At 72.5% G+C, this 22,709-nt stretch carries 20 protein-coding genes; 8 read left to right on the forward strand and 12 right to left on the reverse strand.

The genetic code is table 11. The features are described 5' to 3' along the window. Positions 1–186: 186 nt before the first annotated feature. The 4 genes from AB0C27_RS45235 to AB0C27_RS45250 form a co-directional block, all read right to left on the reverse strand. Entirely contained in the window at positions 187–1,461 is a 1,275-nt protein-coding gene (locus AB0C27_RS45235) for a PP2C family protein-serine/threonine phosphatase (protein ID WP_357858629.1), read from the reverse strand. Between the two features lie 111 nt (positions 1,462–1,572). After that, positions 1,573–2,898, reverse strand: a complete 1,326-nt coding sequence (locus AB0C27_RS45240; RefSeq protein ID WP_357858632.1) for a family 43 glycosylhydrolase — start codon at positions 2,896–2,898, stop codon at positions 1,573–1,575. 146 nt (positions 2,899–3,044) lie between these two features. Next, positions 3,045–3,587: an MOSC domain-containing protein gene (locus AB0C27_RS45245; RefSeq protein WP_357858635.1), complete on the reverse strand. Its 543-nt coding sequence runs from the start codon at positions 3,585–3,587 to the stop codon at positions 3,045–3,047. A 92-nt stretch (positions 3,588–3,679) separates the two neighbouring features. After that, the gene (locus tag AB0C27_RS45250) at positions 3,680–5,065 is read right to left on the reverse strand and encodes an SPFH domain-containing protein (protein WP_357858638.1); all 1,386 of its coding nucleotides are present in this window, start codon (positions 5,063–5,065) and stop codon (positions 3,680–3,682) included. A 197-nt stretch (positions 5,066–5,262) separates the two neighbouring features. On the opposite strand from AB0C27_RS45250, the gene AB0C27_RS45255 reads away from it, so the two are divergent. Both AB0C27_RS45255 and AB0C27_RS45260 read left to right on the forward strand, forming a co-directional pair. Beyond that, entirely contained in the window at positions 5,263–5,565 is a 303-nt protein-coding gene (locus AB0C27_RS45255) for a hypothetical protein (protein WP_357858641.1), read from the forward strand. A gap of 110 nt (positions 5,566–5,675) precedes the next feature. Beyond that, the gene (locus AB0C27_RS45260) at positions 5,676–6,881 is read left to right on the forward strand and encodes a low temperature requirement protein A (RefSeq protein ID WP_357858644.1); all 1,206 of its coding nucleotides are present in this window, start codon (positions 5,676–5,678) and stop codon (positions 6,879–6,881) included. Here AB0C27_RS45260 and AB0C27_RS45265 read toward each other — a convergent pair. Together AB0C27_RS45265 and AB0C27_RS45270 are read right to left on the reverse strand one after the other, a co-directional pair. After that, positions 6,831–7,682, reverse strand: coding sequence for a helix-turn-helix transcriptional regulator (locus tag AB0C27_RS45265; protein WP_357858647.1), 852 nt, complete (start codon positions 7,680–7,682; stop codon positions 6,831–6,833). The two genes, AB0C27_RS45260 and AB0C27_RS45265, sit on opposite strands and share 51 nt — an antisense overlap. Positions 7,683–7,831: 149 nt before the next feature. Further along, positions 7,832–8,815: a BtrH N-terminal domain-containing protein gene (locus AB0C27_RS45270; RefSeq protein WP_357858650.1), complete on the reverse strand. Its 984-nt coding sequence runs from the start codon at positions 8,813–8,815 to the stop codon at positions 7,832–7,834. Positions 8,816–8,956: 141 nt separating this feature from the next. Here AB0C27_RS45270 and AB0C27_RS45275 point away from each other — a divergent pair, with 141 nt between their 5' ends. Further along, positions 8,957–10,525, forward strand: coding sequence for a long-chain-fatty-acid--CoA ligase (locus AB0C27_RS45275; RefSeq protein ID WP_357858653.1), 1,569 nt, complete (start codon positions 8,957–8,959; stop codon positions 10,523–10,525). A 57-nt stretch (positions 10,526–10,582) separates the two neighbouring features. Next, positions 10,583–12,004, forward strand: a complete 1,422-nt coding sequence (locus AB0C27_RS45280) for an amino acid permease (RefSeq protein WP_357858656.1) — start codon at positions 10,583–10,585, stop codon at positions 12,002–12,004. Between the two features lie 21 nt (positions 12,005–12,025). Here AB0C27_RS45280 and AB0C27_RS45285 read toward each other — a convergent pair whose 3' ends face one another. Next, on the reverse strand, positions 12,026–12,835 hold the full coding sequence (locus AB0C27_RS45285) for a hypothetical protein (RefSeq protein ID WP_357858659.1): 810 nt from the start codon (positions 12,833–12,835) through the stop codon (positions 12,026–12,028). 342 nt (positions 12,836–13,177) lie between these two features. Between AB0C27_RS45285 and AB0C27_RS45290 the strand changes: the two genes are divergently transcribed. Further along, complete coding sequence (locus tag AB0C27_RS45290; protein ID WP_357858662.1) at positions 13,178–14,104, forward strand: sigma-70 family RNA polymerase sigma factor; 927 nt, start codon at positions 13,178–13,180, stop codon at positions 14,102–14,104. Between the two features lie 72 nt (positions 14,105–14,176). Here AB0C27_RS45290 and AB0C27_RS45295 read toward each other — a convergent pair whose 3' ends face one another. Then, positions 14,177–14,755 carry an XRE family transcriptional regulator gene (locus tag AB0C27_RS45295; protein WP_357858665.1) on the reverse strand — a complete coding sequence of 193 codons (579 nt, stop codon included), beginning with the start codon at positions 14,753–14,755 and terminating at the stop codon, positions 14,177–14,179. Between the two features lie 119 nt (positions 14,756–14,874). Here AB0C27_RS45295 and AB0C27_RS45300 point away from each other — a divergent pair, with 119 nt between their 5' ends. Beyond that, on the forward strand, positions 14,875–16,443 hold the full coding sequence (locus tag AB0C27_RS45300; RefSeq protein ID WP_357858668.1) for a bifunctional NAD(P)/FAD-dependent oxidoreductase/class I SAM-dependent methyltransferase: 1,569 nt from the start codon (positions 14,875–14,877) through the stop codon (positions 16,441–16,443). 24 nt (positions 16,444–16,467) lie between these two features. Here the strand turns inward: AB0C27_RS45300 and manA are convergent, their stop codons facing one another. Continuing rightward, complete coding sequence (gene manA, locus AB0C27_RS45305; RefSeq protein ID WP_357858671.1) at positions 16,468–17,655, reverse strand: mannose-6-phosphate isomerase, class I; 1,188 nt, start codon at positions 17,653–17,655, stop codon at positions 16,468–16,470. A 149-nt stretch (positions 17,656–17,804) separates the two neighbouring features. On the opposite strand from manA, the gene AB0C27_RS45310 reads away from it, so the two are divergent. Both AB0C27_RS45310 and AB0C27_RS45315 read left to right on the forward strand, forming a co-directional pair. Further along, entirely contained in the window at positions 17,805–18,425 is a 621-nt protein-coding gene (locus AB0C27_RS45310) for a helix-turn-helix domain-containing protein (protein WP_357858674.1), read from the forward strand. 59 nt (positions 18,426–18,484) lie between these two features. Further along, positions 18,485–19,384: an ABC transporter ATP-binding protein gene (locus AB0C27_RS45315; protein ID WP_357858678.1), complete on the forward strand. Its 900-nt coding sequence runs from the start codon at positions 18,485–18,487 to the stop codon at positions 19,382–19,384. Between the two features lie 26 nt (positions 19,385–19,410). On the opposite strand, the gene AB0C27_RS45320 is transcribed toward AB0C27_RS45315, so the two are convergent. From AB0C27_RS45320 to AB0C27_RS45330, 3 genes are read right to left on the reverse strand one after another with little or no spacing between them, the layout of a single operon-like run. Then, positions 19,411–20,625 (reverse strand): cytochrome P450, encoded by a 1,215-nt coding sequence (locus AB0C27_RS45320; protein ID WP_357858681.1) that lies wholly within the window; start codon positions 20,623–20,625, stop codon positions 19,411–19,413. Between the two features lie 7 nt (positions 20,626–20,632). Then, entirely contained in the window at positions 20,633–21,724 is a 1,092-nt protein-coding gene (locus AB0C27_RS45325) for an FAD-dependent oxidoreductase (protein WP_357858684.1), read from the reverse strand. Continuing rightward, positions 21,721–22,665, reverse strand: coding sequence for a hypothetical protein (locus tag AB0C27_RS45330; protein ID WP_357858687.1), 945 nt, complete (start codon positions 22,663–22,665; stop codon positions 21,721–21,723). The genes AB0C27_RS45325 and AB0C27_RS45330 overlap by 4 nt, the downstream gene beginning before the upstream one ends. Positions 22,666–22,709: the final 44 nt, after the last annotated feature.

Here is a 22,709-nt window from a genome sequence, read left to right on the forward strand (position 1 = left end):
ATCCCGTGTGCGGGTGGGTCGGCCATGCCGACACCAACGCCGCGATCAACATCAACAACGCCGCAGGGCCTGCGGTGTCAGGACGTGGAGACCTCGGGCTCACCCGGTCTGCGAAGCGTCAACCCCCGCGCGCCGCTCAACCGCGACGCGACGGGAGAACCCTCGGCCTTCAAGCCGGGGAGGAGGTCAAGGAAGATCGTCCTTCGGCGGGACGCCGCTGATGGCCTCGGCCTCGCGCCTGGAGTAGGGGGAGCCGGGCCATTCGACCAGCAGGACGGTGGCGTCGTCGCGCAGCCGGTGCTCGTGGTAGTCGAGGTGGTGGCGGATGAGCCGGCGCAGCGTCTCGGGCACGGGCAGCTCGTCGGCCTGGTGCCGGATGAGGAAGTCGGCGAAGCGTTCCATGCCGAACTCCTCGCCGCGGTGGTTACGCGCCTCGGTGATGCCGTCGGTGTAGAGCAGCAGCCGGTCCCCGCGCTGGAGCTGGGTGTGGCACACCGTGACCGGCAGGCCCAGGCCGGTGCCGGCCGGCGGCGCCGGGGAGCAGCCGAGCTCGACGGTGGCGCGCCTGCGCACGATGACCGGCGGGTAGTGGCCGCAGCAGACCCATTCGAGATGGCCGCTCACGATGTCGAGCGTGGCCACCACGCAGGTGGCGAACCGGTCGCCGCCGAACTGCTCGGTCAGCGCCTGGTCGATCTTGGCCGCGGACACGGCGAGCCCGTCGCCCTCGTGCCGGCTGTTGCGCAGGGTCGTCAGCGCGAGGTTCGCGGTCAGCCCGGCGCCGGTGTCGTGGCCCATCGCGTCGAAGATCGCCAGGTGTGCCTTCGTGCCGCCGAAGGAGTAGTCGTACACGTCGCCGCTGATCTCGTACGCGGGCTCCATCACCGCGCTGATCACCAGCCGCTCGGTGGCGAACGTGCGCTGCGGCATGAGCCGCCACTCCATCTCCGCCGAGACGCTCATCCGCCTGCGGCGCACGAGCCTGGCGTAGGCGTCGCTCAGGGGGCGCTTGGACACCACCAGCAGGGCCACCAGCCCGGCCAGCCGTTCCATGTCCAGCAGCGCGTCATGGTCGACGGCCGGCAGGGTGACGCTCACCACGCCCAACCGGTCGGTGCCGTCCACCAGCGGCACCCACCACTGCAGCGGGTCGCGTACCGTCGCCGGCATGATCTTCCCGTGCTGGAAGGCCCGCCCCGCCACCGTGCCCTCGATGGCGATCTCGTCGCTCTCGCGCTCGCCGGCCGGGGCCGGCTCGGCGACCAGCGGGGAGAGCACCTCCTGCTGCAGGTCCGCGAGATAGATCAGCACGTCGCAGAGTCCGACCCGGGCCGCGTGCTCGGACACCAGGCCGGGGATCTGCTCCAGCGTCGAGGTGTGGCTGGCGGAGATCAACTCACCGAACATCGCCGCCCGCGCCGCCGCCGACCCTGCCGCCGGTCGGGAATCGTGAGAGGACATGTACTCACCGTAACCATCGGCCGCGGCGACGACGGTGTCCGGGGCGCGCGAACCGCCGGTACGGGCCCGGCGGTGACCGTGACGGTCACGACCGGGCCCGCGTCGGCCGGGTCAGCGGCCGTGGCGGCGCCGCACGTACAGGCGGCTGCCCTCCGGCCCGGTCCACTCCATCTGTACGACGCCGGGCACGGCGGCCTCGGCGACGCGCGACGGGTCGGCCCAGTAACCGGCGGCCGGGTTGCGGAAGAACGTGGCCCACAGCCGCCCGGCGTGGTCGGCGAAGAGGTTGTTGTGGCCGGCCCCGACCCCCGCCGTCCACCGCTCCGAGTACGGCCCCTCGAACCGGTCCGCGACGGCGATCACCGCGTCGTACTGGTACTGCGTACGCCCCGCGCCGGGCGGATCGTAGGCGTGCCGGGCCCCGTCGGCCGACACCCGGTCCCAGGCGGCGTGCAGCAGGTAGTACTTGCCCCGGTGCTTGAACACGTACGCGCCTTCGAGGTACGGCTCGGGCGCGTACGGCGTCTGCTGGAAGGCCGGCAGGCCGGTCATCGGGACGATGTCCTCCATGTCGTCCCTGAACTTGGCGTACAGGTGGTTGTGCAGCACGAGCCAGGCGTCGCGGCCCTCGGTGTAGAGGCTGCCGTCGATGTGGTAGTAAGCGCCCGGCTTGATGAACGCGGGCCCGCCGATGAACGAGTCGCCGAACGGCTTGTCGTGGTTGCCCTCGGCGAGCCGGTACGGCCCCTCGACGCCACCCTCGCTGACCAGCAGGAACGAGCCGACCTTCTGCGAGTGGTCGCCCATGCACGCGACGATGTACCACTTGCCGCCGAAGCGGTGCACCTCAGGTGCCCAGACGTTGCCGCGCTTGCCGAACTGCTCGTCGGTCCAGTACTCCTGCCAGGGCGCCACGACCACGCGGCCCGGCCGGTTCTCGCCGGCGAACTCGGGCGACCAGACCTTGCCCTTCTCGGCGCCGGGCCGCACGCGGGTGGTGTCCGCCAGCCGCCACGGCCCGCGCAGCGACGGGGCCGTCCAGACGAAGATGCCGTCGTTCCACGGCGCGGCCGCGGGGAGTCCGGGGACCCGGGTGGTGCCCGTGGCCACGTAGAGCGGCTTGCCGCCGACGTCGAAGCAGTTGACGTAGGTGTCCCGCATCCACACCCGGCCGAGCTCCCTGTCGCGGGGACGCTGTTCGAGTGGCAGCACGAACGAGTTGTCCTCGCGCGGCCACAGGTCGGGCCGGATGTCGGCGAGGCCGTACGGCTCGGGGTCGGGCCAGTTCGGCGGATACCGCCTCGCCGCCGTCGCTGTCTGCGCGTGCTCTTCTGCCTGTGCGGCCGTGGCGGGCAGCGCGGCGGCTCCTAAGAGGCCGGCGGCGCCCGCCAGCAAGGAGCGCCTGCCGACGTCGGCTCCGTGGTCAGCACCACTCATCAGCCATGTCCCTTCAAATCGGCGACTGCCGGGTGTGATCCGGCTATGTCCGGGAGTCTGCCTAATTCAGATGAATTACGTCAATAACTCGGAAGAAATAGCCGAGCGAAGAGGGGGCGGCCTCGGAGGGCGTTCTGGATCTCTGGTCAGACCCGGTCGAGGGGCCGGTGCGGGCCGTCCGGGAGCCGGACCTCGATCAGGTCACCCGGACGTACGACGCCGCCCGTCCTGACCACGCTCATGATGCCCGCCTTACGCACCAGGTTCCCGGCCTCGTCGCGGCCGACGACCTCCTTGAGCAGGCCCTTGCCGAACCCGTCGATCTGCAGGCAGGGATTGCGCAGGCCGGTCACCTCCACCACGGCCTCGCCGCCGATGAGCAGCAGCGTGCCCACCGGCAGGCCGAGCAGGTCGATGCCCTGGGTGGTGATGTTCTCGCCCAGCTCGCCCGGCGCGATCGCGAACCCGGCCGCCGCCACCTCGGCGAAGAGCTCCTCGTGGATGAGGTGCACCTGGCGCAGGTTCGGCTGGGTCGGGTCCTGAGCGACCCGGGAGCGGTGCTTGACCGTGACGCCCATGTGCGCGTCCCCCTCGACCCCGAGCCCCGCGAGCAACGTGATGCTCTCGCGGGCCGGCTTGGAGAAGGAGTGCTCGCCGTTGCTGCTGACCGAGGTGACAGCGCCGCCCATCCTGATGAGTCCCCTTTACGTGGTGTCGACCGTTTGGGCGCATCCTATCCGGCGAAGATCTCCACCGTCCCGGGGCGTCCGGTGCGGAGCGCTCAAGGGCGTTCGTCACCGTCGATCGCCGAGCGCAGCACCCCGATCACCATGGCGAGCTCCGTCAGCAGCCCCGACACCGTCGTCCGGTCGCCGCCGTTGAACGACACCATGCGCAGCTCCTCCGGCTTCGGCAGCTTCGCCATGATCTCGGGCAGCGACTCGATCAGCCTGGCCTGAAGGCTGGCCGGCGTCTGCGCGTTGTCGATGTCGGCCCGCAGCCGCGCCCGCTCCACCTCCAGCAGCGCCCGCTCGTGCTCGGCCAGCGCGCTGGACTGCGTCAGCCGCAGCTCGCCGTCCAGCTCCAGGCGCTTGAGCTCCTGCTCCCGCTCGATCCTGAGCCTGCCGGTCTCGGCCTCCTCCTCGTGCCGCTCGCGCTCCATCCGCATCGCGTGCCTGGTCGTCTCCGCCTCCAGCTCCGCGACCGCCCTGGCGTCGTCGTGCTCGCGCTGGGTGCGCCGCAGCCGCTCGGCGACCTCGGTGTCGAACTGGGCCGCCTCGTTGCGGGCGCGCAGCTCGTCCAGCTCCCGCTCGTGCTCCAGGCGCAGCGTCTCCTTCAGCCGCGCCGCCGCCATCTCCCGCTCGGCGATCGCCTCCTCAGAACGCAGCTCCGCCAGCCGGGCGACCTGCCCCTGCTCGGCCCGGTACGGCTTCTGCAGGTTCTCCCACAGCTGCGAGGAGCTGACCACCGCCTCCTTGATCTGCACGGTGACGATGCGCAGGCCGAGGCCCTGGTCGCTGTTGTCCTCGCCCTCGGCCACCGCGCGCAGCCGGGCGGTCAGCTCCTCGATGATGGGCTGCTTGTCGCTGAGCACGTCACGCACGCCCATGGTGGCCACCTTGTCCTTGATGGCCGCCTCCGCCTGCTCGCGCAGCTGGAGGTTGACCAGCCGCATCGGGTCCTCGGGGTCGCCGAAGTCCAGCTTGCGGTAGGCGGTGGGGAACGCCTGGATGCCCCACTGCACGTACCCCTGCACGAGGACGCCCTGAAGCTCCCGGCAGATGCAGTACGCGTTGATCAGGATGGTCTGGGTGGCGCCCGGCACCACCAGGAACGAGTCGGTCGCCGGGTTGAAGCGGAACGAGACGCCGAGACCGATGTGCAGCGGCTGGGCCCGCCCGCGCCTGGTGTGGACCACGAACGCGTTGGGCGGCACCAGGACGTTCTTCCACCGCCAGAAACCCGTGATCCGCACGTCCACCGGGCCTGCCCCGGACCGGTCAGGACCCGGCCCGCCGCCGAGCGCGCGTTCCCGCTTGACCAGCGGTCCCGCGGCCATGGGCGGCTGCTCGGCGGGAGGGCGGCGGGCCCTGAGATCGTCCTCCAGCACCGCCTGCTGCGCCACGACCTGCTCCAGATAGGCGTTGCCCTTGCCAGCGGTGCTCATCGAACCCCTCCGCCCACCTCGCGACTGCGGACGAGTCTCGCCTACGCCGCGGAAGCGTCGCAACCGACTTACAAATTCGCGATCACGACTGGGTAATGTGGGACCCGTGTCTTGTGCGTAGGTGAGGAGGTGATCACGGTGCATCCGGTCCCATGACAGCCCCATCCCGGGGTGTCACGGAGCCGAAAGGTGACCGTATGAGCAAGACCGACAAGACCCGGCCGTGGTGGGTGCGGCTGGCCGACGCGCCCATGGTGACCTGCGCGCCCGTCCACGACCACCGCTTCGGGCCGTGCACGCTGACCGCGGAGATCACCGCCGGCAGCGCGTCGCTGAACCGCCGCCTCAGCGGCTGCCACTGGCAGGCCACCTCCTTCTACCTGTTCGACCTCGGAGGCGCGGGCGGAGCCAGGGAGTGGTACTTCATCCGGCGTGCGGACCGCCGCCGCGACCGGCGCGCGGCGCGCCGTGCACTGCGCGCCTACCGGTGCGAACGCTGATCGTCGTCACAGGGTGGCAGGCTGTCCTGTCCTAGTCGGTACGACTTCACGTAACGACAGGAGCCAGACCCTTGCCACCCGCCAGCCCCCCGTTCCGGATCCGGGTCCCGATGAGCGCCCGCCCCGTCGACGAGCCGCACCGCGTCTCCAGCCAGCTTGAGCTGCTGTTCGACCTCACGTTCGTGGTCGCCGTGGCGGCCGCCACCGCCGAGCTCGCGCACCACATCGCCGATGGTCACGGCCTCGCCGGGCTGATCCCGTTCCTTCAGGTGTTCTTCGCGATCTGGTGGGCGTGGATGAACTTCACCTGGTTCGCCTCGTGCTACGACACCGACGACGTCGCCTACCGGCTGCTGACCATGGTGCAGATGGCCGGCGTGCTGGTGCTGGCCGCCGGGCTGCCCGCCGCGGCCGGGCACGACGACTACGCGATCGTCACGCTGGGCTACTTCATCATGCGGCTCGGGCTCGTCGCCCAGTGGCTGCGGGCCGCGGCCGAGGACGGTGGGCGGCGTCGTACGGCGCTGCGCTACGCGACCGGCGTCGGGCTGCTCCAGGTCGGCTGGGTGCTCAGGCTCGTCCTGGACGAGACGGGCATCCTGCCGCCCGCGCTGCGGCTGCCGTTCTTCGCCTGCCTCGTCGTCCTGGAGCTCGCGGTGCCGCGCTGGGCCGAACGGGTCAACCCCACCACCTGGCACCCGCACCACATCGCCGAACGCTACGGCCTGTTCACCATCATCCTGCTCGGCGAGAGCGTCCTGGCCGCGAGCAGGGGAGTGCAGGGAGCGCTGGAAGCTGGCCGGGGCGGAGGCGCCCTGGTGGTGGTCGCAGGGTCCGGGCTGGTGCTGCTGTTCGCCCTGTGGTGGCTGTACTTCCTCGTGGAGGCCGGTGAGGGGCTGAGCGAGCGCCGTCACCGCTCGTTCCTGTGGGGCTACGGACATTACGGGATCTTCGCCGCCCTCGCGGCGCTCGGCGCCGGGCTGGAGGCCGCGGTGGAGCAGGGCGGTCACCGGCTGGAGGTCTCGCCCACGGCGCTCGGCTACGCGGTCGCCGTGCCCGTCGCCGTGTTCCTCGTCCTCATCGCGGCGGTGCACGCGCTGCTCGTGGCCCAGGCCGCCCTACGCCCGCCCGTGGTCGCGGTGGGAGTCGCGGCGATCCTGCTGCTGCCACCGGCGGCGCCCCTGATCGGCGTGACCGCCGTGGTCGTGGCCGTCGCGGCCGTCTGCGTCCTGCTGGTCGCCGTCACGATCGCGCGCGGGCGCCGCTCAGCGCGCCACGTCCATGCGCTGGGTGCCGATGACCGACAGCAGCTTTAGCGCCTGCTCGGAGGGTGAGCCGGGATCGGCGGTGTAGATCACGACTTGCTGGTCCCGGCCGGAGATCTCCAGGACGTCGCAGTTGAGGGTGATCGGGCCGACCAGCGGATGCTGGAAGGTCTTGCACAGGGAGTGCTCGTCGTCCACGTCGTGCGAGGCCCACAGCCGGGCGAACTCCTCGCTGCCGGCCAGCAGCTCGGCCACCAGCTCGGCCAGCTCGGGATCGTCCGGGTAGCGGGCGGTGGTGGCGCGCAGGTCGCGGGCCGCGGAGCGGGCGAACTCCGCCACGTTGGAGACCCCGTACAGCCGCAGGCCGTGCGGGTGCGGGCCGAGGAAGGCCCGGCGCACCAGGTTGCGCTCGCGCCGCGGCAGGGCGGAGAAGTCCTCCATCAAGGCCGCTGCCAGGTCGTTCCACGCGAGCACCTCGTACGCGGCCGACGTCACGATCGCCGCCGCCTGCGGCAGCCGTTCCAGCAGGTCGAGAATGCTCTGCCGCACCTCGCGCGACGGACCGGGCACCTGCGCCGGCGGCGCGCCGGCGAGATGGTGCAGATGGGCGCGCTCGGCGTCCGACAGGCGCAGCGCGCGGGCCAGCCCCGCCAGCACCTCGCGCGACGGGCGCGGGGCGCGGGCCTGTTCGAGCCGGGTGTAGTACTCGGTCGAGATGAAGGCCAGGTTCGCCGCCTCCTCGCGCCGCAGCCCCGGGGTGCGGCGGCGCGGCCCGGCGGGCAGCCCCACGTCGGCCGGCGCGATCCGCTCGCGCCTGCTGCGCAGGAAGGCGGCCAGCTCTCTTCTGTCCATGCTCCCAGTCTGCACGGCCGCCGGCGGCGTCAGCCAGGTACCACCGGTGCCTGGATATGTCGCGCCATCTCCGGCCCGGCGGGCGGGGTTACAGGCGGGTGAGGGCCCGCAACGTCCACACGTCCGCGGCCAGTGGCATCACTGCGGGGCTACAGGCGGGTGAGGGCCTGCATCGCCTCCCGTTCGATCCGGGCCAGGTCGCGCAGGACGGCGCCGGCCCGTTGGAGGGGCGCCGCGTCGCCGCTCTCCCCGGCCTTCGCGACCAGCGCGGCCACGTCCGTCCAGAGGACGGCGGCCTCGCCGTACAGCCGATGGCCGGTGCGCAGGGGAGCGGCGTCGATCAGCCCGGCGCACTCGCCGAGGAAGTCCCGGTACAGGGCACGGAACAGACCCCCGCCCGTTCCGGCCCGTTCCATGAGGTCGCCGGCCAGCACCAGGTCCCGCTCGGGCCGCTCCGCGCGGGAGAGCCATCCGGGCACCAGCCCGGCCGCCTTCTCGATGCCGCGATGGCCCAGGTTCGCGATGGGCGGTGCCAGGAACGCCTCGGAGCACGCTCTGATCGCGGGCACGAGCCGCTCCTGCCAGCGGGGCGCGTCCCCGGGGACGGCGACGGTGAACGACCGGTTCCGCGCGGTCATCGGCCCCCGCTCCGCCCGCGCCAGGGCCAGGGAGGCCAGGCTCGTCCGCACCCCGCCGCCCTGCTGCGCGGTGTCCACCAGGTACGCCTCGCGCTCGTCGTAGCCGTACATCGCCACGACATGGCCGCCGAAGTGTGTCCTCGACCCGAAGTACTCCAGGTGGTAGCAGTCGAGCTGGAGGCCGACCGGCCGGCCGGCGTCGATCGGCCCGGCCACGTTCCGCCACGCCTTGCCCGCCGACGTGGTCTCTTCTGCGTGCAAGGTCAGCCCCAGCCGGGCAGCCAGGTTCAGGGTCAGCGCGTACGGTTTGACGCGCCCCCCGAGGAACGGGAACGGCAGATTTTTGCCGTCCCAGTAGACGAACGACAGCCCCGAGCCGAGCCCGAACAACATCGGCTCGGACAGGTCGAGCCCCTCGTGCCGCAGCAGCACTCCCAGCGCCGTCGTCTCGCAGTGGTGTCCGCCCCGGGCGTCGATGTCCGCCACGATCGTCATGTCCTGCTCCAGTGGTGCGGTGGGTCGAAGGGCACGGGACGAGCATGACGTCTCCCCCGGGGGGAGAGTCCAGCGGGGCCTGGCCCGATCACTCTTCAGGGATCACTATGGCCTGGAGGTGATGAAGGTGAGCAAGCGCACATGAGGAACGAACGACCCGGGCCGGCCCTCTCGTACGAACCCCTGACCCCCACGAGCTTCCTCCAGCGGTCGGCCGCCGTGTTCGGCCCCAGGACGGCGGTCGTGGACGGCGAGCTGACCCTCACGTACGCCCAGCTCTGGGAACGCGCCCAGCGGCTGGCCGGAGCACTGGCGGCGGCCGGAGTACGGCCGGGGGATCGGGTCGCGGTGCTGGCCGCCAACGGCCACCGGTTGCTGGAGGCCACCTTCGGCGTCCCGGCCGCGGGCGCCGTCATGGTGCCGATGAACATCCGCCTGTCCGCCGGCGAACTGGCCTACATCCTCGGCCACGCCGAGGCGTCGGTGCTGCTGCACGACGACGGGTCCGCCGAGCTCGCCCGCGCGGCGGCCAGGGGAACGGCGGTCCTGCTGGTGTCGTCCGCCGAGTACGAGCAGCGCGTCGAGGCGGCAGAACCCCTCCTCGTGCCGGTCGGCGACGAGCTGTCACCCCTGTCGATCAACTACACCAGCGGCACCACCGGACGCCCGAAGGGAGTCGTCTACCACCATCGGGGCGCCTACCTCCAGTCCCTGGCCATGGCCCTGCACACCCGGCTCGACGCCGGCAGCGGCTACCTGTGGACCCTGCCCATGTTCCACTGCCACGGCTGGTGCTTCCCGTGGGCGGTGACGCTGGCCGGCGCCCGCCACGTCTGCCTGCCCAAGGTCGAGCCGGGCGAGGCGTGGCGGCTGATCCGCGCTCACCGCGTCACCCACCTGTGCGGCGCCCCGACCGTGCTCACGTCGCTGCTCGCGCACGAGGACGCGCCCGACGCCGAGCTCGACCCCCGCCTGCTGGCCTGCGTCGGCGGCGCGCCCCCGAGCCCCGCGCTGCTGCGCCGCGCCCTTCGCGCCGGGATCGACGTCATCCACCTGTACGGCCTGACCGAGACCTACGGCCCCGCCGTCATCTGCCAGCCCCAGCCCGAATGGAGCGGCCTGGACGTCGAGGAGTCGGCCGCGCTGACCGCCCGCCAGGGCGTGGGCAACGTGATCGCCCAGCGCGTGCGGGTCGTCGGCGAGGACGGCGCCGACGTGCCGGCCGACGCCGCCACGATCGGCGAGATCGCGGTACGCGGCAACGACGTCATGGTGGGCTACCACCGTGACCCTGAGGCCACGGAGAAGGCCACGCCCGACGGCTGGTTCCGTACCGGAGACCTGGGGGTGGTCCACCCCGACGGCTACGTGCGCCTCGTCGACCGCGCCAAGGACGTGATCATCTCGGGCGGCGAGAACATCGCCTCCGTCGAGGTGGAGAACGCCCTGGTCAGCCACCCCGGCGTGCAGGAGGCCGCGGTCGTCGCGCGGCCCGACGAGCACTGGGGCGAGGTGCCCGTCGCCTACGTCAGCCTCGCCCCCGGCGCGCGGGCCACCGAGGCCGAGCTGATCGAGCACGTACGGACCCGCCTGGCCCGCTTCAAAGCCCCCAAAGCGGTGTATTTCGGCGAGCTGCCGAAGACCTCCACCGGCAAGATCCAGAAGAACGTGCTCCGCCGGCAGGCATCCTCACCTGCGGACATAGGTTAACGAACGCCCGGGAGGGAAGATCGCATCCACGGGGAGACGATCGGCAGTGGGGGCGTCATGGTCACTTCGCGCAGCATTTTCCGGCGCAAACCAGTCGACCGGATCGCCACCGAACACGAGGGAGAGCTGGCCAGGACACTCGGCCTGTGGCAGCTCACCGCCATCGGGGTCGGCGGCATCATCGGCGCGGGCATCTTCGCCCTGGCCGGCGCCGTCGCCAACGAGACCGCCGGGCCCGCCGTGCTCGTGTCGTTTCTCATCGCGGGCGTCGCCAGCGCCGCCGCCGCGCTCTCCTACGCCGAGTTCGCCGGGCTGATCCCCAAGGCCGGCTCCGCCTACACCTACGGTTACGCCGTGCTCGGCGAGATCGTCGGCTGGTTCATCGGCTGGGACCTGCTGCTGGAGTACACCGCGATCGTCGCGGTCGTCGGCATCGGCATCTCCGGCTACTTCGGCTTCCTGCTCCAGCAGCTCGGCCTCAGCCTGCCCGCGTGGATGCTCGGCGCGCCCGGCACCGGCGAGGGGCACGTGGTCGACCTGTTCGCGGTGCTGCTCTGCCTGCTCATCGCCTACCTGCTGAACCTCGGCATCCGCGCCGCCGCCCGGTTCGAGACCGTCGTGGTGGGGATCAAGGTCGCCGTCGTGCTGCTGGTCATCGTCGTCGGCTTCTTCCACATCAACACCGCCAACTACACGCCGTTCTTCCCGTTCGGGATCGGCGGGGCCATCACCGGCGCCGCCACCGTCTTCTTCGCCGTCTTCGGCTACGACGCGATGAGCACGGCCGCCGAGGAGTCGCGCGACGCCCGCCGCCACATGCCCAGGGCCATCATCTACTCGCTCGTCATCGCGATGGTCCTGTACGTGCTGGCCTGTCTCGTCCTGACCGGCATGCAGAACTACCGCGAGATCGACCCGGAGAGCGGCTTCTCCACGGCCTTCGCCTCGGTCGGCCTGTCCGGCCTGGCCACGCTGATCGCGGTCGGGGCCATCGTCGGCATCCTCACCGTCATGTTCACGTTCATGCTCGGCGTCACCCGCGTCTGGTTCTCGATGAGCAGGGACGGGCTGCTGCCCGCCTGGTTCGCCAAGCTGCATCCGGTACGGCGGGTGCCGACCCGCGTCACCTGGATCGTGGGGGCCGCCTCCGCCGTCATCGCCGGGTTCCTGCCGATCCGGGAGGCGGCCGAGCTGACGAACATCGGCATCCTGCTGGCGTTCGTGGTCGTGTGCGTGGCGGTGATCGTACTCCGTTACCGCCAGCCCGACCTGCCCCGCTCCTTCCGTACGCCGTGGATGCCGGTGGTGCCGGCTGTGGGGGTCGTCTTCTCGATCTGGCTCATCACCTTCCTGGCCCCGGCGACGTGGCTGCGCTTCGGCGTCTGGTTCCTCATCGGCCTGGTCATCTACTTCGCCTACAGCCGCCGCCACTCGGCCCTGAACACCACCGCCCCGGAAACGGACGGCACCACCCCCTGACCACCTGACGCCGGTCGGCGGCTACGGGCGGCGGCGGTGCCGGTGTGCGTTGGCCAGGGCCCAGGCCGTCGCCCAGTCCCGGTGCCTGGCCCGGTCCAGCGCGCGCCGGAAGAGCGTGAACATCCCGGTCACGAGTAGCCCCGCCACGCTGACGAGCAGCAGCGCCGTCACCACGGCGTCGACCCGCAGCCGCATGGCGCTGGCCGGCGGCCCGGCGAGCGCGCCCGCCCCGTCCACCCACACCGTCAGCCGCGTGCCGGCCTCGGCCGGGAAACCCACCGGCACCCGTCCCGTCCGCGTCAGCCCGCCGGGCGCCGTCCACCGCGCCTCCGCCCACCGCACGCCATCCGCCCCGGAACCCAGCCCGCGCCCTGTCACGCCGCCCGCCGCACCATCCGCAACGTCGCCCGCAACGCCGCCCGCAACGCCGCCCGTCACGCCGTTCGCTGCACCGCCCGTCACGCCATCCGCCGCAACGCCGCTCGTCCTGTCGCCCGCTACGCCGTTCGTCGCGCTGCCCGTCACGCCGCTGGTCGTGTCGCCGGTCGCGCCGTCCGTCACGTAGCCCGCCAGTTCGCCGAAGGACGGCTGTGGTGGTGGGGTGTCCTCCAGCAGGGTCGCGGCGACCTGCCGCCGTTCCGCGGCCTCCGCCAGCGCCTCTGTGTACGCCTGCCGCGCCCCGGTCACCGCCGGCCAGACGCTCAGCAGCACCAGGAACGCCGCCACCAGCAGCCCCGCCCCCTCCAGGTGATCGGAGCGCCGCCGCAGCGGGTTGCCGTCCGGCCGGTACAGCCGCACCTGCCGCACCACCCAGCCCGTCACGTGCCTCATCGCATACCCCCCGGCAGCATCCACCCTCCGACAGCGCGATCACCTCAGGCGGTGGCGAACACCCCCGCAGCACAGGGACTTTAGGGGCTTCCCACGCCCCCCGCACGCTGATCGCCCCCGCCACGCCCACGCGCCACGCCCAGCCACACCGGCTCGCCTTCGCCGGGTCCGCGTTCTGGCGGCGGCGACCCCTGGAATCATGGTGGCGCGGGCCCGCCGCGACACTTCCGCCGGGGGCGCCGCTCCCTGCCTACCGCATCGGCCTGTCACATTGGGCTCGTCACATCTGGACGGTCGGGAACGTCAATGCGGTGAAGGATCGCGATGACGAGGTAGGACCCCATGAACGACAACGATTTCCTGGCGGGCCGGTTCGAGGAGCATCGGGGACACCTGAAAGCGGTGGCGTACCGGATGCTGGGCTCGCTCAGCGAGGCCGACGACGCCGTGCAGGAGGCGTGGCTGCGGCTCAGCCGGGCCGGCGCGGGCGACGTGGAGAACCTGGCCGGCTGGCTCACCACGGTCGTCGGGCGGGTGTGCCTCGACATGCTGCGCACCCGCACCTCGCGCCGCGAAGAGTCCCTTGAGACGCGCCTTCCCGACCCGGTGGTGAGCCCGCCCGACGGCCTCGACCCCGAGCAGGCGGCCCTGGTCGCCGACTCCGTCGGGCTGGCGCTGCTGGTGGTGCTGGAGTCGCTCACCCCGGCCGAGCGGCTGGCGTTCGTGCTGCACGACATGTTCGCGGTGCCGTTCGAGGAGATCGCGCCGCTCGTGGGGCGCTCGCCCGCTGCGGCCAGGCAGTTGGCCAGCCGGGCGCGGCGGCGCGTGCGCGGGTCGGCGCCGGTGCCCGACCCCGACATGGCCAGGCAGCGGGAGGTCGTCGAGGCGTTCGTGGCCGCCGCGCACCGGGGCGATCTGACCGCGCTGGTCGCCGTGCTCGACCCGGACGTGGTGCTGCGGGTCGACGCGGGCGCGCTGGCCGAGGCCGCGGGGCCCCGGGCCAAGGTGGGCGTGGCGGCCGGAGGCGGCTACGCGGAGCTGCGCGGCGCGGAGCAGGTGGCCGGGCAGGCGGTCACGTTCCGCCGCCATTCGCCGTCGTCGGCACATCCGGCGCTGGTCAACGGCCAGGCGGGCCTGGTCAACACCATCGACGGCCGGCCGTCCGCGGTGATGAGCTTCACGATCGAGAACGGGCGCATCGTCGAGATCGACATCCTGGCCGACCCGGACCGCCTGACCGCCCTCGACCTGACCGTGACTGGCCGCTGACCGGTGCCGAGCGGGCCGGCGGCGGGCAGACCGGTGCCGAGCGGACCAGTGCCGGGCTGACCGGCGGCGGCATCACTTGGCGGCAGGGCGGGCGCGTACGTGCATGCGCTCGCCCTGCGGCCCGAAGAGGGCCAGCACCTCGCCGGGCTCGTCGTCCGGGTTGACGAACGCGTGCGGCGTCCGCGTGTCGAACTCCGCCACCTCACCCGCCTCCAGCGTCACGTCATGCTGCCCGAGCAGCAGCCGCAACCGCCCCGACAGCACGTAAAGCCACTCATACCCCTCGTGGGCCTTCTGCTCGGGAACGTAGCCCGGCCAGCGCGGCGGGTAGATCTGCTTGTACGCCTGCATCCCGCCCGGCCGCCGGCTCAGCGGGATGTACGTCATCCCGTGCTGCTTGATCGGCGTCATGTGCACCCGGGGATCGCCGGTGACCGGGGCGTCGATCAGCTCGTCGAGCTGCACGTGGTAAGCCCTGGCCAGCAGGAGCAGCAGCTCAAGCGTGGGTTTGCGGCCGCCCGACTCCAGCCGCGACAGCGTGCTGACCGAGATGCCGGTGCTCTTGGACACCTGCGCCAGCGTCGTGTCCCGCTTCTGCCGCAGCGCCTTCAGCCGGGGGCCGACCGCCCGCAGCACGTCATCGAGTTCCATGCGCTCCAGATTGCCATTTCGGCAACGAACTTTGTCAAACCGGGCCCCGCGGACGGACAGTGGCGGAGCGCATCAGGAGCGCATCAGGGGCGCAGCAGACGTTCGAGAGGAAACGGGCGATGGACGCGACATACGACGTGGTGGTGATCGGCGGCGGGGCCGCCGGGCTGAGCGGGGCGCTCACGCTGGGCCGGGCGCGGCGCAAGGTGCTGGTGATCGACGCGGGCAGCCCGCGCAACGCCCCGGCCGCGGGCGTGCACACGTACCTGGGGCACGAGGGCACGCCGCCGCGTGAGCTGCTCGCCGCCGGCCGAGAGGAGGTGGCCGGCTACGGCGGCGAGGTGGTGACGGGCACGGTGGAGAAGGCGGAGCGGACCGGCGACGGGCGCTTCCGCGTCGTCCTCGACGACGGCTCCGCGGTCGAGGCGGGCCGGCTGCTGGTGACCACCGGCCTGGTGGACGAGCTGCCGCCGGTGACCGGCCTGGCCGAGCTGTGGGGCAAGGACGTGCTGCACTGCCCGTACTGCCACGGCTGGGAGGTGCGCGACCGGGTCATCGGCGTGCTCAACACCGGGCCGCTCGCCACGCACCAGGCCCTGCTGTGGCGGCAGCTGAGCCAGGACGTGACCCTCTACCTGCACACCGGTCCCGAGCCGGCGGAGGAGGCGCGCGAACAACTCGCCGCCAGGGGCGTCAAGGTGGTCGAGGGCGAGGTGGCCGGGCTCGCGATGACCGGCGGCAGGCTGAGCGGCGTTCGGCTGACCGCCGGCGGCGAGGTGCCCTGCCAGGCGCTGGCCGTCGCCCCGCGGATGACCGGCCGGACCGAGCTGCTGGAAGGGCTCGGGCTGGAGACGGCCGAGCAGGAGGTGGGCGGGCACGTCCTCGGCGTGTACGTGCCGTCGGGGCCGATGGGGGAGACCGCGGTGCCGGGCGTGTGGGTGGCGGGCAACGTGACCAGCGTGATCGACCAGGTCGTCGCCGCCGCGGCCGCCGGTGTGCGCGCCGGGGCGTCGATCAACGCCGACCTGGTCGCGCAGGAGACCCGCGAGGCCGTCGCCGCCCGCCGTACCGAGGCCCTGGAGCAGCACTGGGACGCCCGCTACACCGAGAGCGGCCAGATCTGGAGCGGCGAGCCCAACGCGGTGCTCGTCCGCGAGGTCTCCGATCTGCCGCCGGGCCGGGCGCTGGACCTGGGCAGCGGCGAGGGCGGGGACGCGATCTGGCTGGCCGGCCGGGGCTGGCGGGTCACCGCCGCCGACGTCTCGGGCGTCGCGCTGCGCCGCGCCGCCGAGCACGCGGAACGGGCCGGGGTGGCGGACCGCATCGACTGGCAGCGGCACGACCTCGCCGCCACCTTCCCCGAGGGTGCCTTCGACCTGGTCTCGGCCTGCTTCCTGCACTCCCTGGTCGACATGCCGCGCGAGAAGATCCTGCGCAGGGCCGCCGAGGCCGTCGCGCCCGGCGGCGTGCTGCTGGTCGCCGGGCACGCGGGCTGGCCGTCGTGGCACCCCGACCCGATCCCCGGCGTGCACTTCCCGACGCCGCAGGAGGTGTTCGACTCGCTGGAGCCGGAGGAGGGCGAGTGGGAGGTGCTGCGCAGCGAGGAGCACGAGCGCGTGCAGAACGACCTGGAGGGGCGGCCGGCCACGCGCACGGACAACCTGCTCCTGCTCCGCCGCCTGCGCTGACCGGCCCACACCCCAGCAGCGAATCTACATTGTAAAGGCGCCCGGCCGGGCGCCGTAAGCGGTGCCCTTACCGGAAAGGCGCGCCGAAGCGGCGGCAGGCACGAAAGCGGACTCGCCCGGCCGCAGCGTCAGGTCGTCGCCGAGGCGGGCCTCGCCCTCAACGCAGAGCACGATCCGCGGTACGCCCCCGGCCAGCTCATGGGCGCTCTCGCCGGCCAGTTCGTAACGGGTGAGGGCGAACTCGGGCGCCGGGGGGCGGTAGTCGTACGCGCCGGCGGCGTCGCGTACGGGCTCGACCAGGAACGGCTCGGACGGCCCGAACTCGACGACGCGCATCAGCTCGGCCACGTCCACGTGCTTGGAGGTCAGGCCGCAGCGCAGGACGTTGTCGGAGTTGGCCATGATCTCGACGCCGATGCCGCCGAGATAGGCGTGCGGCACCCCGGCGCCGAGGTAGAGGGCCTGGCCGGGCTCCAGTTCGACGTGGTTGAGCAGGAGGGCGGCGGTGATGCCCGGGTCGCCGGGGTAGGCGCGGGCGATGTCGCCGTAGGCGGCCAGGTCGGGCTCGGCCGAGCCGAGCAGCGCCCGTTCGATCAGGTCGCGCAGGCGCCGTGCGGCCTCGCCGAGCATCTCGGCGAACACGGTACGCACCGCCCGCGCGGGCTCGCCGCTCGTGAGCGTGTCGATCCAGGGCCGCAGGCCGGGCACGCCGAGCCGGTCGAGCAGACCGGCGGCGGACGCGGGCGCGCGGAAGCCGCACAGGCCGTGGAAGGGGGTGAGGGCGCAGACCATCTCGGGCTTGTGCGAGGCGTCCTTGTACGTACGGGCGAAGTCGTCGAGCGGGATCCCACGCGCGTTCTCGCCGGCGTACCCGGCCGCGGCCTGCTCGCTCGTGGGGTGGACCTGGAGGGAGAGCGGGCGTTCGATGGCCAGGACCTTGAGCAGGTAGGGCAGCTCGGGACCGAACCTGGCGGCGGTGCGCTCGCCGAGCGTGGCGGCGGGATCGCGGGCGATGAGGTCGCCGAGCGGGACGTCCCCGACGGTCGAGGGGGCGCCTGGATGGGCGCCCATCCAGAGTTCGGCCTGCGGTTTCCCGGTCGGCTCCGTGCCGAACAGGCGCGGCAGGGCGGTGACCGAGCCCCAGTCGTAGGGGCGAATGGTGGTGGCCAGGCGCATGGGCGCGCTGGCCGGTGGCAGGTCGGGCTGTGGCACGGGGTCAGGCTCCAATCGTCGTCACTGGAGCGTAGAACGGTATCGCCGCTTATGCGCGATCGGGGGCGCCCGTTCGACACCGGCTATACGTCGGTATAGTCTGCTCTCCGTACGGACAGCATGTTGTACGAGCGGACAGGAGGGGCGGGGTGACGACCGCACCGGACCCAGCGGACCTCACGGCGCGTGCTCGGATCAGGGACGCGGCGCTGCGCCACATCGGCGAGCACGGCTACGAGCGGGCCACCATCCGCGGCATCGCCGAGACCGCCGGCGTCTCGCCGGGCCTGGTACGCCACCACTTCGGCTCCAAGCAGGCGCTGCGCGAGGCGTGCGACGAGCACCTGATGAAGACCATGCACCGCCTGCACGAGCAGGCTGGGCAGCAGCCGCCGGTCGGGTTCAACCCGGTCGCCGTCATGGGGCCCTACCGGCGCTACCTCGCGCGGGCGCTGTCGGAGGGCTGGGCTTCGCCGTTCTTCGACGAGATGGTGCGCATCGGGGAGCGGTGGCTGGCCGAGGCCGACAAGGACCGGCCCGAGCCGCCCGACGTCGACCCGCGCACCCGCGCGGCGGTGCTGGCCGCGATGGCGCTGGCGCCCACCGTGCTGTCGCAGCTCGTCGAGCGGGGCATGGGCGCCGGGATCGACAGCGCAGAAGGCCAGGACAAGCTGCTGCGGGCGCTGCTGGACATCCATTCCCACCCCCTGCTCACCCCCGAGGAGGCCGCCCGCGCCAGGGCCACCCTCGACCGGGGGAGGCCCGGATGAGGAACCACATGAGGAGCCACATGAGGAGCCGCATGAGAAGTCACGTGAGGAGTCGCGTCATGACCGACGCCATCGCCGTCTCGGGCCTGCGCAAGGCTTTCGGCAGGACCACCGCGCTCGACGGGCTCGACCTCGCCGTGCGGGCGGGGGAGGTGCACGGTTTCCTCGGGCCCAACGGCGCGGGCAAGAGCACCACGATCCGGATCCTGCTCGGGCTGCTCCGCGCCGACGCGGGCACCGCCCGGCTACTGGGCGGGGACCCGTGGACGGAGGCGGCCGAGCTGCACCGGCGGCTGGCGTACGTGCCGGGCGACGTGACGCTGTGGCCGGGCCTGTCCGGCGGGGAGGCCATCGACCTGCTCGGCCGGCTGCGCGGCGGCCTCGACCGGCGGCGCAGGGCCGAGCTGCTCGAACGCTTCGACCTCGACCCGCGCAAGAAGGGCCGCGCCTACTCCAAGGGCAACCGGCAGAAGGTGGCGCTGGTCGCGGCGCTGGCCTCCGGCGCCGAGCTGCTCATCCTGGACGAGCCCACCTCCGGTCTCGACCCGCTGATGGAGGAGGTGTTCCGCGACTGTGTCAGGGAGGAGCGGCGGCGCGGCGACCGTACGGTGCTGCTGTCCAGCCACATCCTGGCGGAGGTCGAGGCGCTGTGCGACCGGGTGACGATCGTGCGCGACGGCCGCACGGTCGAGACGGGCACACTGGAGGGGCTGCGCCGGCTGGCCCGCACCTCGATCGAGGCCGACCTGGCCGGACCGCCCGACGGGCTGGCCGACCTGCCGGGCGTGCACGACGTGAGCACGGATGGCGGCCGGGTGCGGTTCACCGTGGAGGCCGCGGCGCTGGACCCGGCGCTGCGCCGGCTGACGCGGGCCGGGGTCCGCGGCCTGGTCAGCCGGCCTCCCACACTGGAGGAGCTGTTCCTGCGCCACTACGACAAAACCGCCCGCACCGGCTGAGGACGGCTGCTCCCCGCGCCGGCCGGTCAGCGGGCGCGGGGGCCCAGGATGACCGGCATCGTACGGACGCTGTTGCCCAGCAGTGTGTCCAGCGGCGGCAGCTCCTCCGGCAACGCGACCGGTTTCATCGCCGGGAACGCCGCGAACAGCGCCTTGAGCGCGATCTCGCCCTCCAGCCTGGCCAGCGGCGCGCCGAGGCAGAAGTGCGGCCCGTGCCCGAAGGCCAGGTGCGTGACCTGCGGTCGGGTGATGTCGAAGACGTCCGCCCGCTCGTACTGGCCGGGATCGCGCCCGGCGGAGGCGAAGCAGGCCAGCACCGGCTCGCCGCCGCGCAGCCGCACGCCGTCGATCTCGACGTCGCGCACGGCGTAACGCATGGGGAAGTACGCGATGGGGGAGTCCCACCGCAGCGTCTCCTCCACGGCCGCGCTGTAGGGGCAGCGCCCCGAGCGCAGCAGCTCCAGCTGGTCCGGCTCGCCGAGCAGGACGCGGATGGCGTTGGTGATCAGGTTGACGGTCGTCACGTGGCCGGCGATGAACAGCAGCTCGATCGTGGCGAACAGCTCGTCCTCCGACAGCCGCCCGCCGTCCTTCTCGTGCAGCTCGAACAGGTCGGTGATGAGGTCCTCGCCGGGCGTGCCGCGGCGCTCCTCGATGATCCGGTCGAGCAGCTCGCGCAGCTCCCTGCGCAGGGCGGGCGAGTCCTCCAGGCCGCCGACCTGGGCGATGGCGTCGCTGAGCCGGTGCAGATCGTCCTGGTGGGCGGCCGGGATGCCGATCAGCTCGGAGATGACCTCGCGCGGCAGCGGATAGGCGAACTCCAGCCGCAGGTCCACCGGCGCGTCCGCGGGCAGGCTCGCCAGCCGGTCGATCAGCCTGGCGGTGAGCTCCTCGATGCGCGGGCGCAGCCCGTTCAGCCGGCGCTGCGAGAAGGCGGCGGTCAGCGGCATGCGCAGCCGGCGGTGACGTTCGCCTTCGGCGTTGAGCATGGACGTGTCGGTGACGATGCGGTCGATGGCCGTGCCCGGCGGCAGCGTGTGCCGGTCCGCCCAGTGGTGCAGCTCCCTGGACATGTCCGGATGGGTCAGCACGGCCATCAGCGTGGCGTAGTCGGTGGCGGCCCAGGCCCGCACGCCCTCCGCGGTCACGGGCACGAGCGGGCCTGCCTCACGCAGCCGCTCGTTGTCTCCGTGCAGGTCGGCGGTGGCCGGGTCGAGGATGAAGCGGCTGTCATCGGTCATCTGAGCCTCATCCCGTCCTTTTCGCGCTGACCGCCAGCGCGGCCACGTCCATGCCGGGGTCCTGGTCGAGGTAGAGGTCGCGGACGAGCTCGCCGGCGGCCGGGGCGTTGCACAGGCCGTGGCCGGAGAAGCCGGTCGCGTACAGGAAGGCCGGCGGGCCCGGCCGGTGCCCGATGAAGGCGGTCTTGTCGGGGCTGGCGTCGCGCAGCCCGGTGACGGCGGTGTGCAGGGCGAGCCCGGCCAGGCTCGGGTACGTCTCCGCCAGCCGCTCGGCCACCTCACGCCGCCACGACTCGCGGTCCGGGCCCGGATAGCCCATGCCGATGAGCAGCCGGTCGCCGCGCAGCCGTACCAGCAGGCCGGTGGCGGCGTGCAGGGTGACCGGGATGTCCGGCGTGGCGGGCGGGAGCGGGTCGGTGGTGAGCAGCTCCTGCTCGATCGGGTCGGTGAGCGGCATGTCCACGCCCGCGCACCGGACGAGCGCGGCCGACCAGGCGCCTGCCGCGCACACGATGGCGTCGGCGGAGATCTCCCCGTCGGCGGTCTGGATGCGGCCGGCTTCGGCGTCGATGGCGGTGACCGCGCAGCCGGTGCGCAGCGCCGCCCCGGCCTGCTCGGCGGCGCGGGCATAGGCCGTGACGATGGCCGTGGTGTCGGAGATGTAGGCGTCGGGCGAGTACGCCGCCGCGACCAGCGGTACGTCGCCGATGAGCGGGTTGCGTTCCCTGGCCTCCTCGACCCCGATCAGGCCGACGTTCACCCCGGCCGCCCGCTGGGCGGGCAGGTCGGCCTCGAACGCCGCGACCTGCTCGGGCTCGGAGAACAGCACCAGGTAGCCGACCTGCCGCAACGGCAGCTCGGTGCCCGGCCTGCTGGGAAAGGCCCGGTAGGCGTCGAGGCTGCGTACGGCCAGCGCCGAGCTGACCGGGTTGCCGGCGAAGTAGGAGCGCACGACGTCGGCAGTGGCCCTGGACGCGCCGGAGCCGAGCGTGCCCCGCTCCAGCAGCGTCACGTCGACCCCGGCCTCGGCCAGGTGGAAGGCGATCGACAGCCCGATCACGCCGCCGCCGATCACCACTACGCGCGAGTCGCGGCTCATGCGGGAGCCTGCAGTTTGCGCAGGTTCTCACCGGCCTGCCACGGGAACAGGTGCAGGTTCCACCCGCCCAGGCAGTTGCAGTAGAGGGCCATGTGAGCCATCACCGCGACGAAGTCCTCGTGGCTGTCGAGGCGCTCCAGCCCTGCCAGCAGCCGCTGGGTGAAGTCCCACAGCTGGTCGAGGCCGCAGTAGCCGAGGAACTCGGCAGGGGTGTGGGCGAGCTGCCGGGTCATCTGGCGCAGCCACGGCATCGGCATGCCGTCGAGGGCGGCGCGGACGAGCCCGCCGTAGCAGCTGTAGCCGAGCGGCCGGGTCTCGCCGTTGACGAACAGCAGCGTGGTCAGCACCGTGTCGTAGCTGCCCGCGCCCGAGGGGATGCGGCCCTCGTGCAGGTCGAGCAGCTCCTGCGGCGGCTCCAGCCAGATGCGCTGGGTCTCGGCGTGCACCTCGGTGACGAGCCGGTTGAGCTCGGGATCGCCGATGGGCAGGCGGGGCAGCTCGTGGCCGCCGCTCTGGCCGGCCCGCCGGACCTCGGCGATGACCGGCTCCTTGGTGGTGTAGACCGAGCGCCACACCTCGCGGCCGGCCTCGGCGAGGGCGTCGAGGTCGTTCTCGGCGACCAGGCCGACCGGGGTGGCGGTCATGGGCTCGGTCAGCTCGCCGTACTTGATGCCGAGGTGCTGCAGCCGCGAGCAGAACAGCGTGCCGTCGGGCACGGTACGCCGGTCCACCTTGTACTCGGCGTCGGTGTGCAGCAGGGAGTGCACCGGGGCCAGGTGGTACAGGTGGTACCCGGCGACCAGGGCGTGTCCTTGCAGGCTGCGGTAGGGCAGCGCGTCCCACAGGCACTGGGCCAGGGCGGGGTTGCGCTGGTCGAGTTCGGCGGCCACGGTGATGCCGAGGCTCGGCCAGGATATCTCTACTTGCTTAGAGTTGTTCACAATAAGTCACTCTAACGACGCGTATCGTGACGACAGAGGTGGGG

It is taken from the genome of Nonomuraea sp. NPDC048882 (genome assembly GCF_040649755.1).
GTDB lineage: Bacteria > Actinomycetota > Actinomycetes > Streptosporangiales > Streptosporangiaceae > Nonomuraea > Nonomuraea maheshkhaliensis.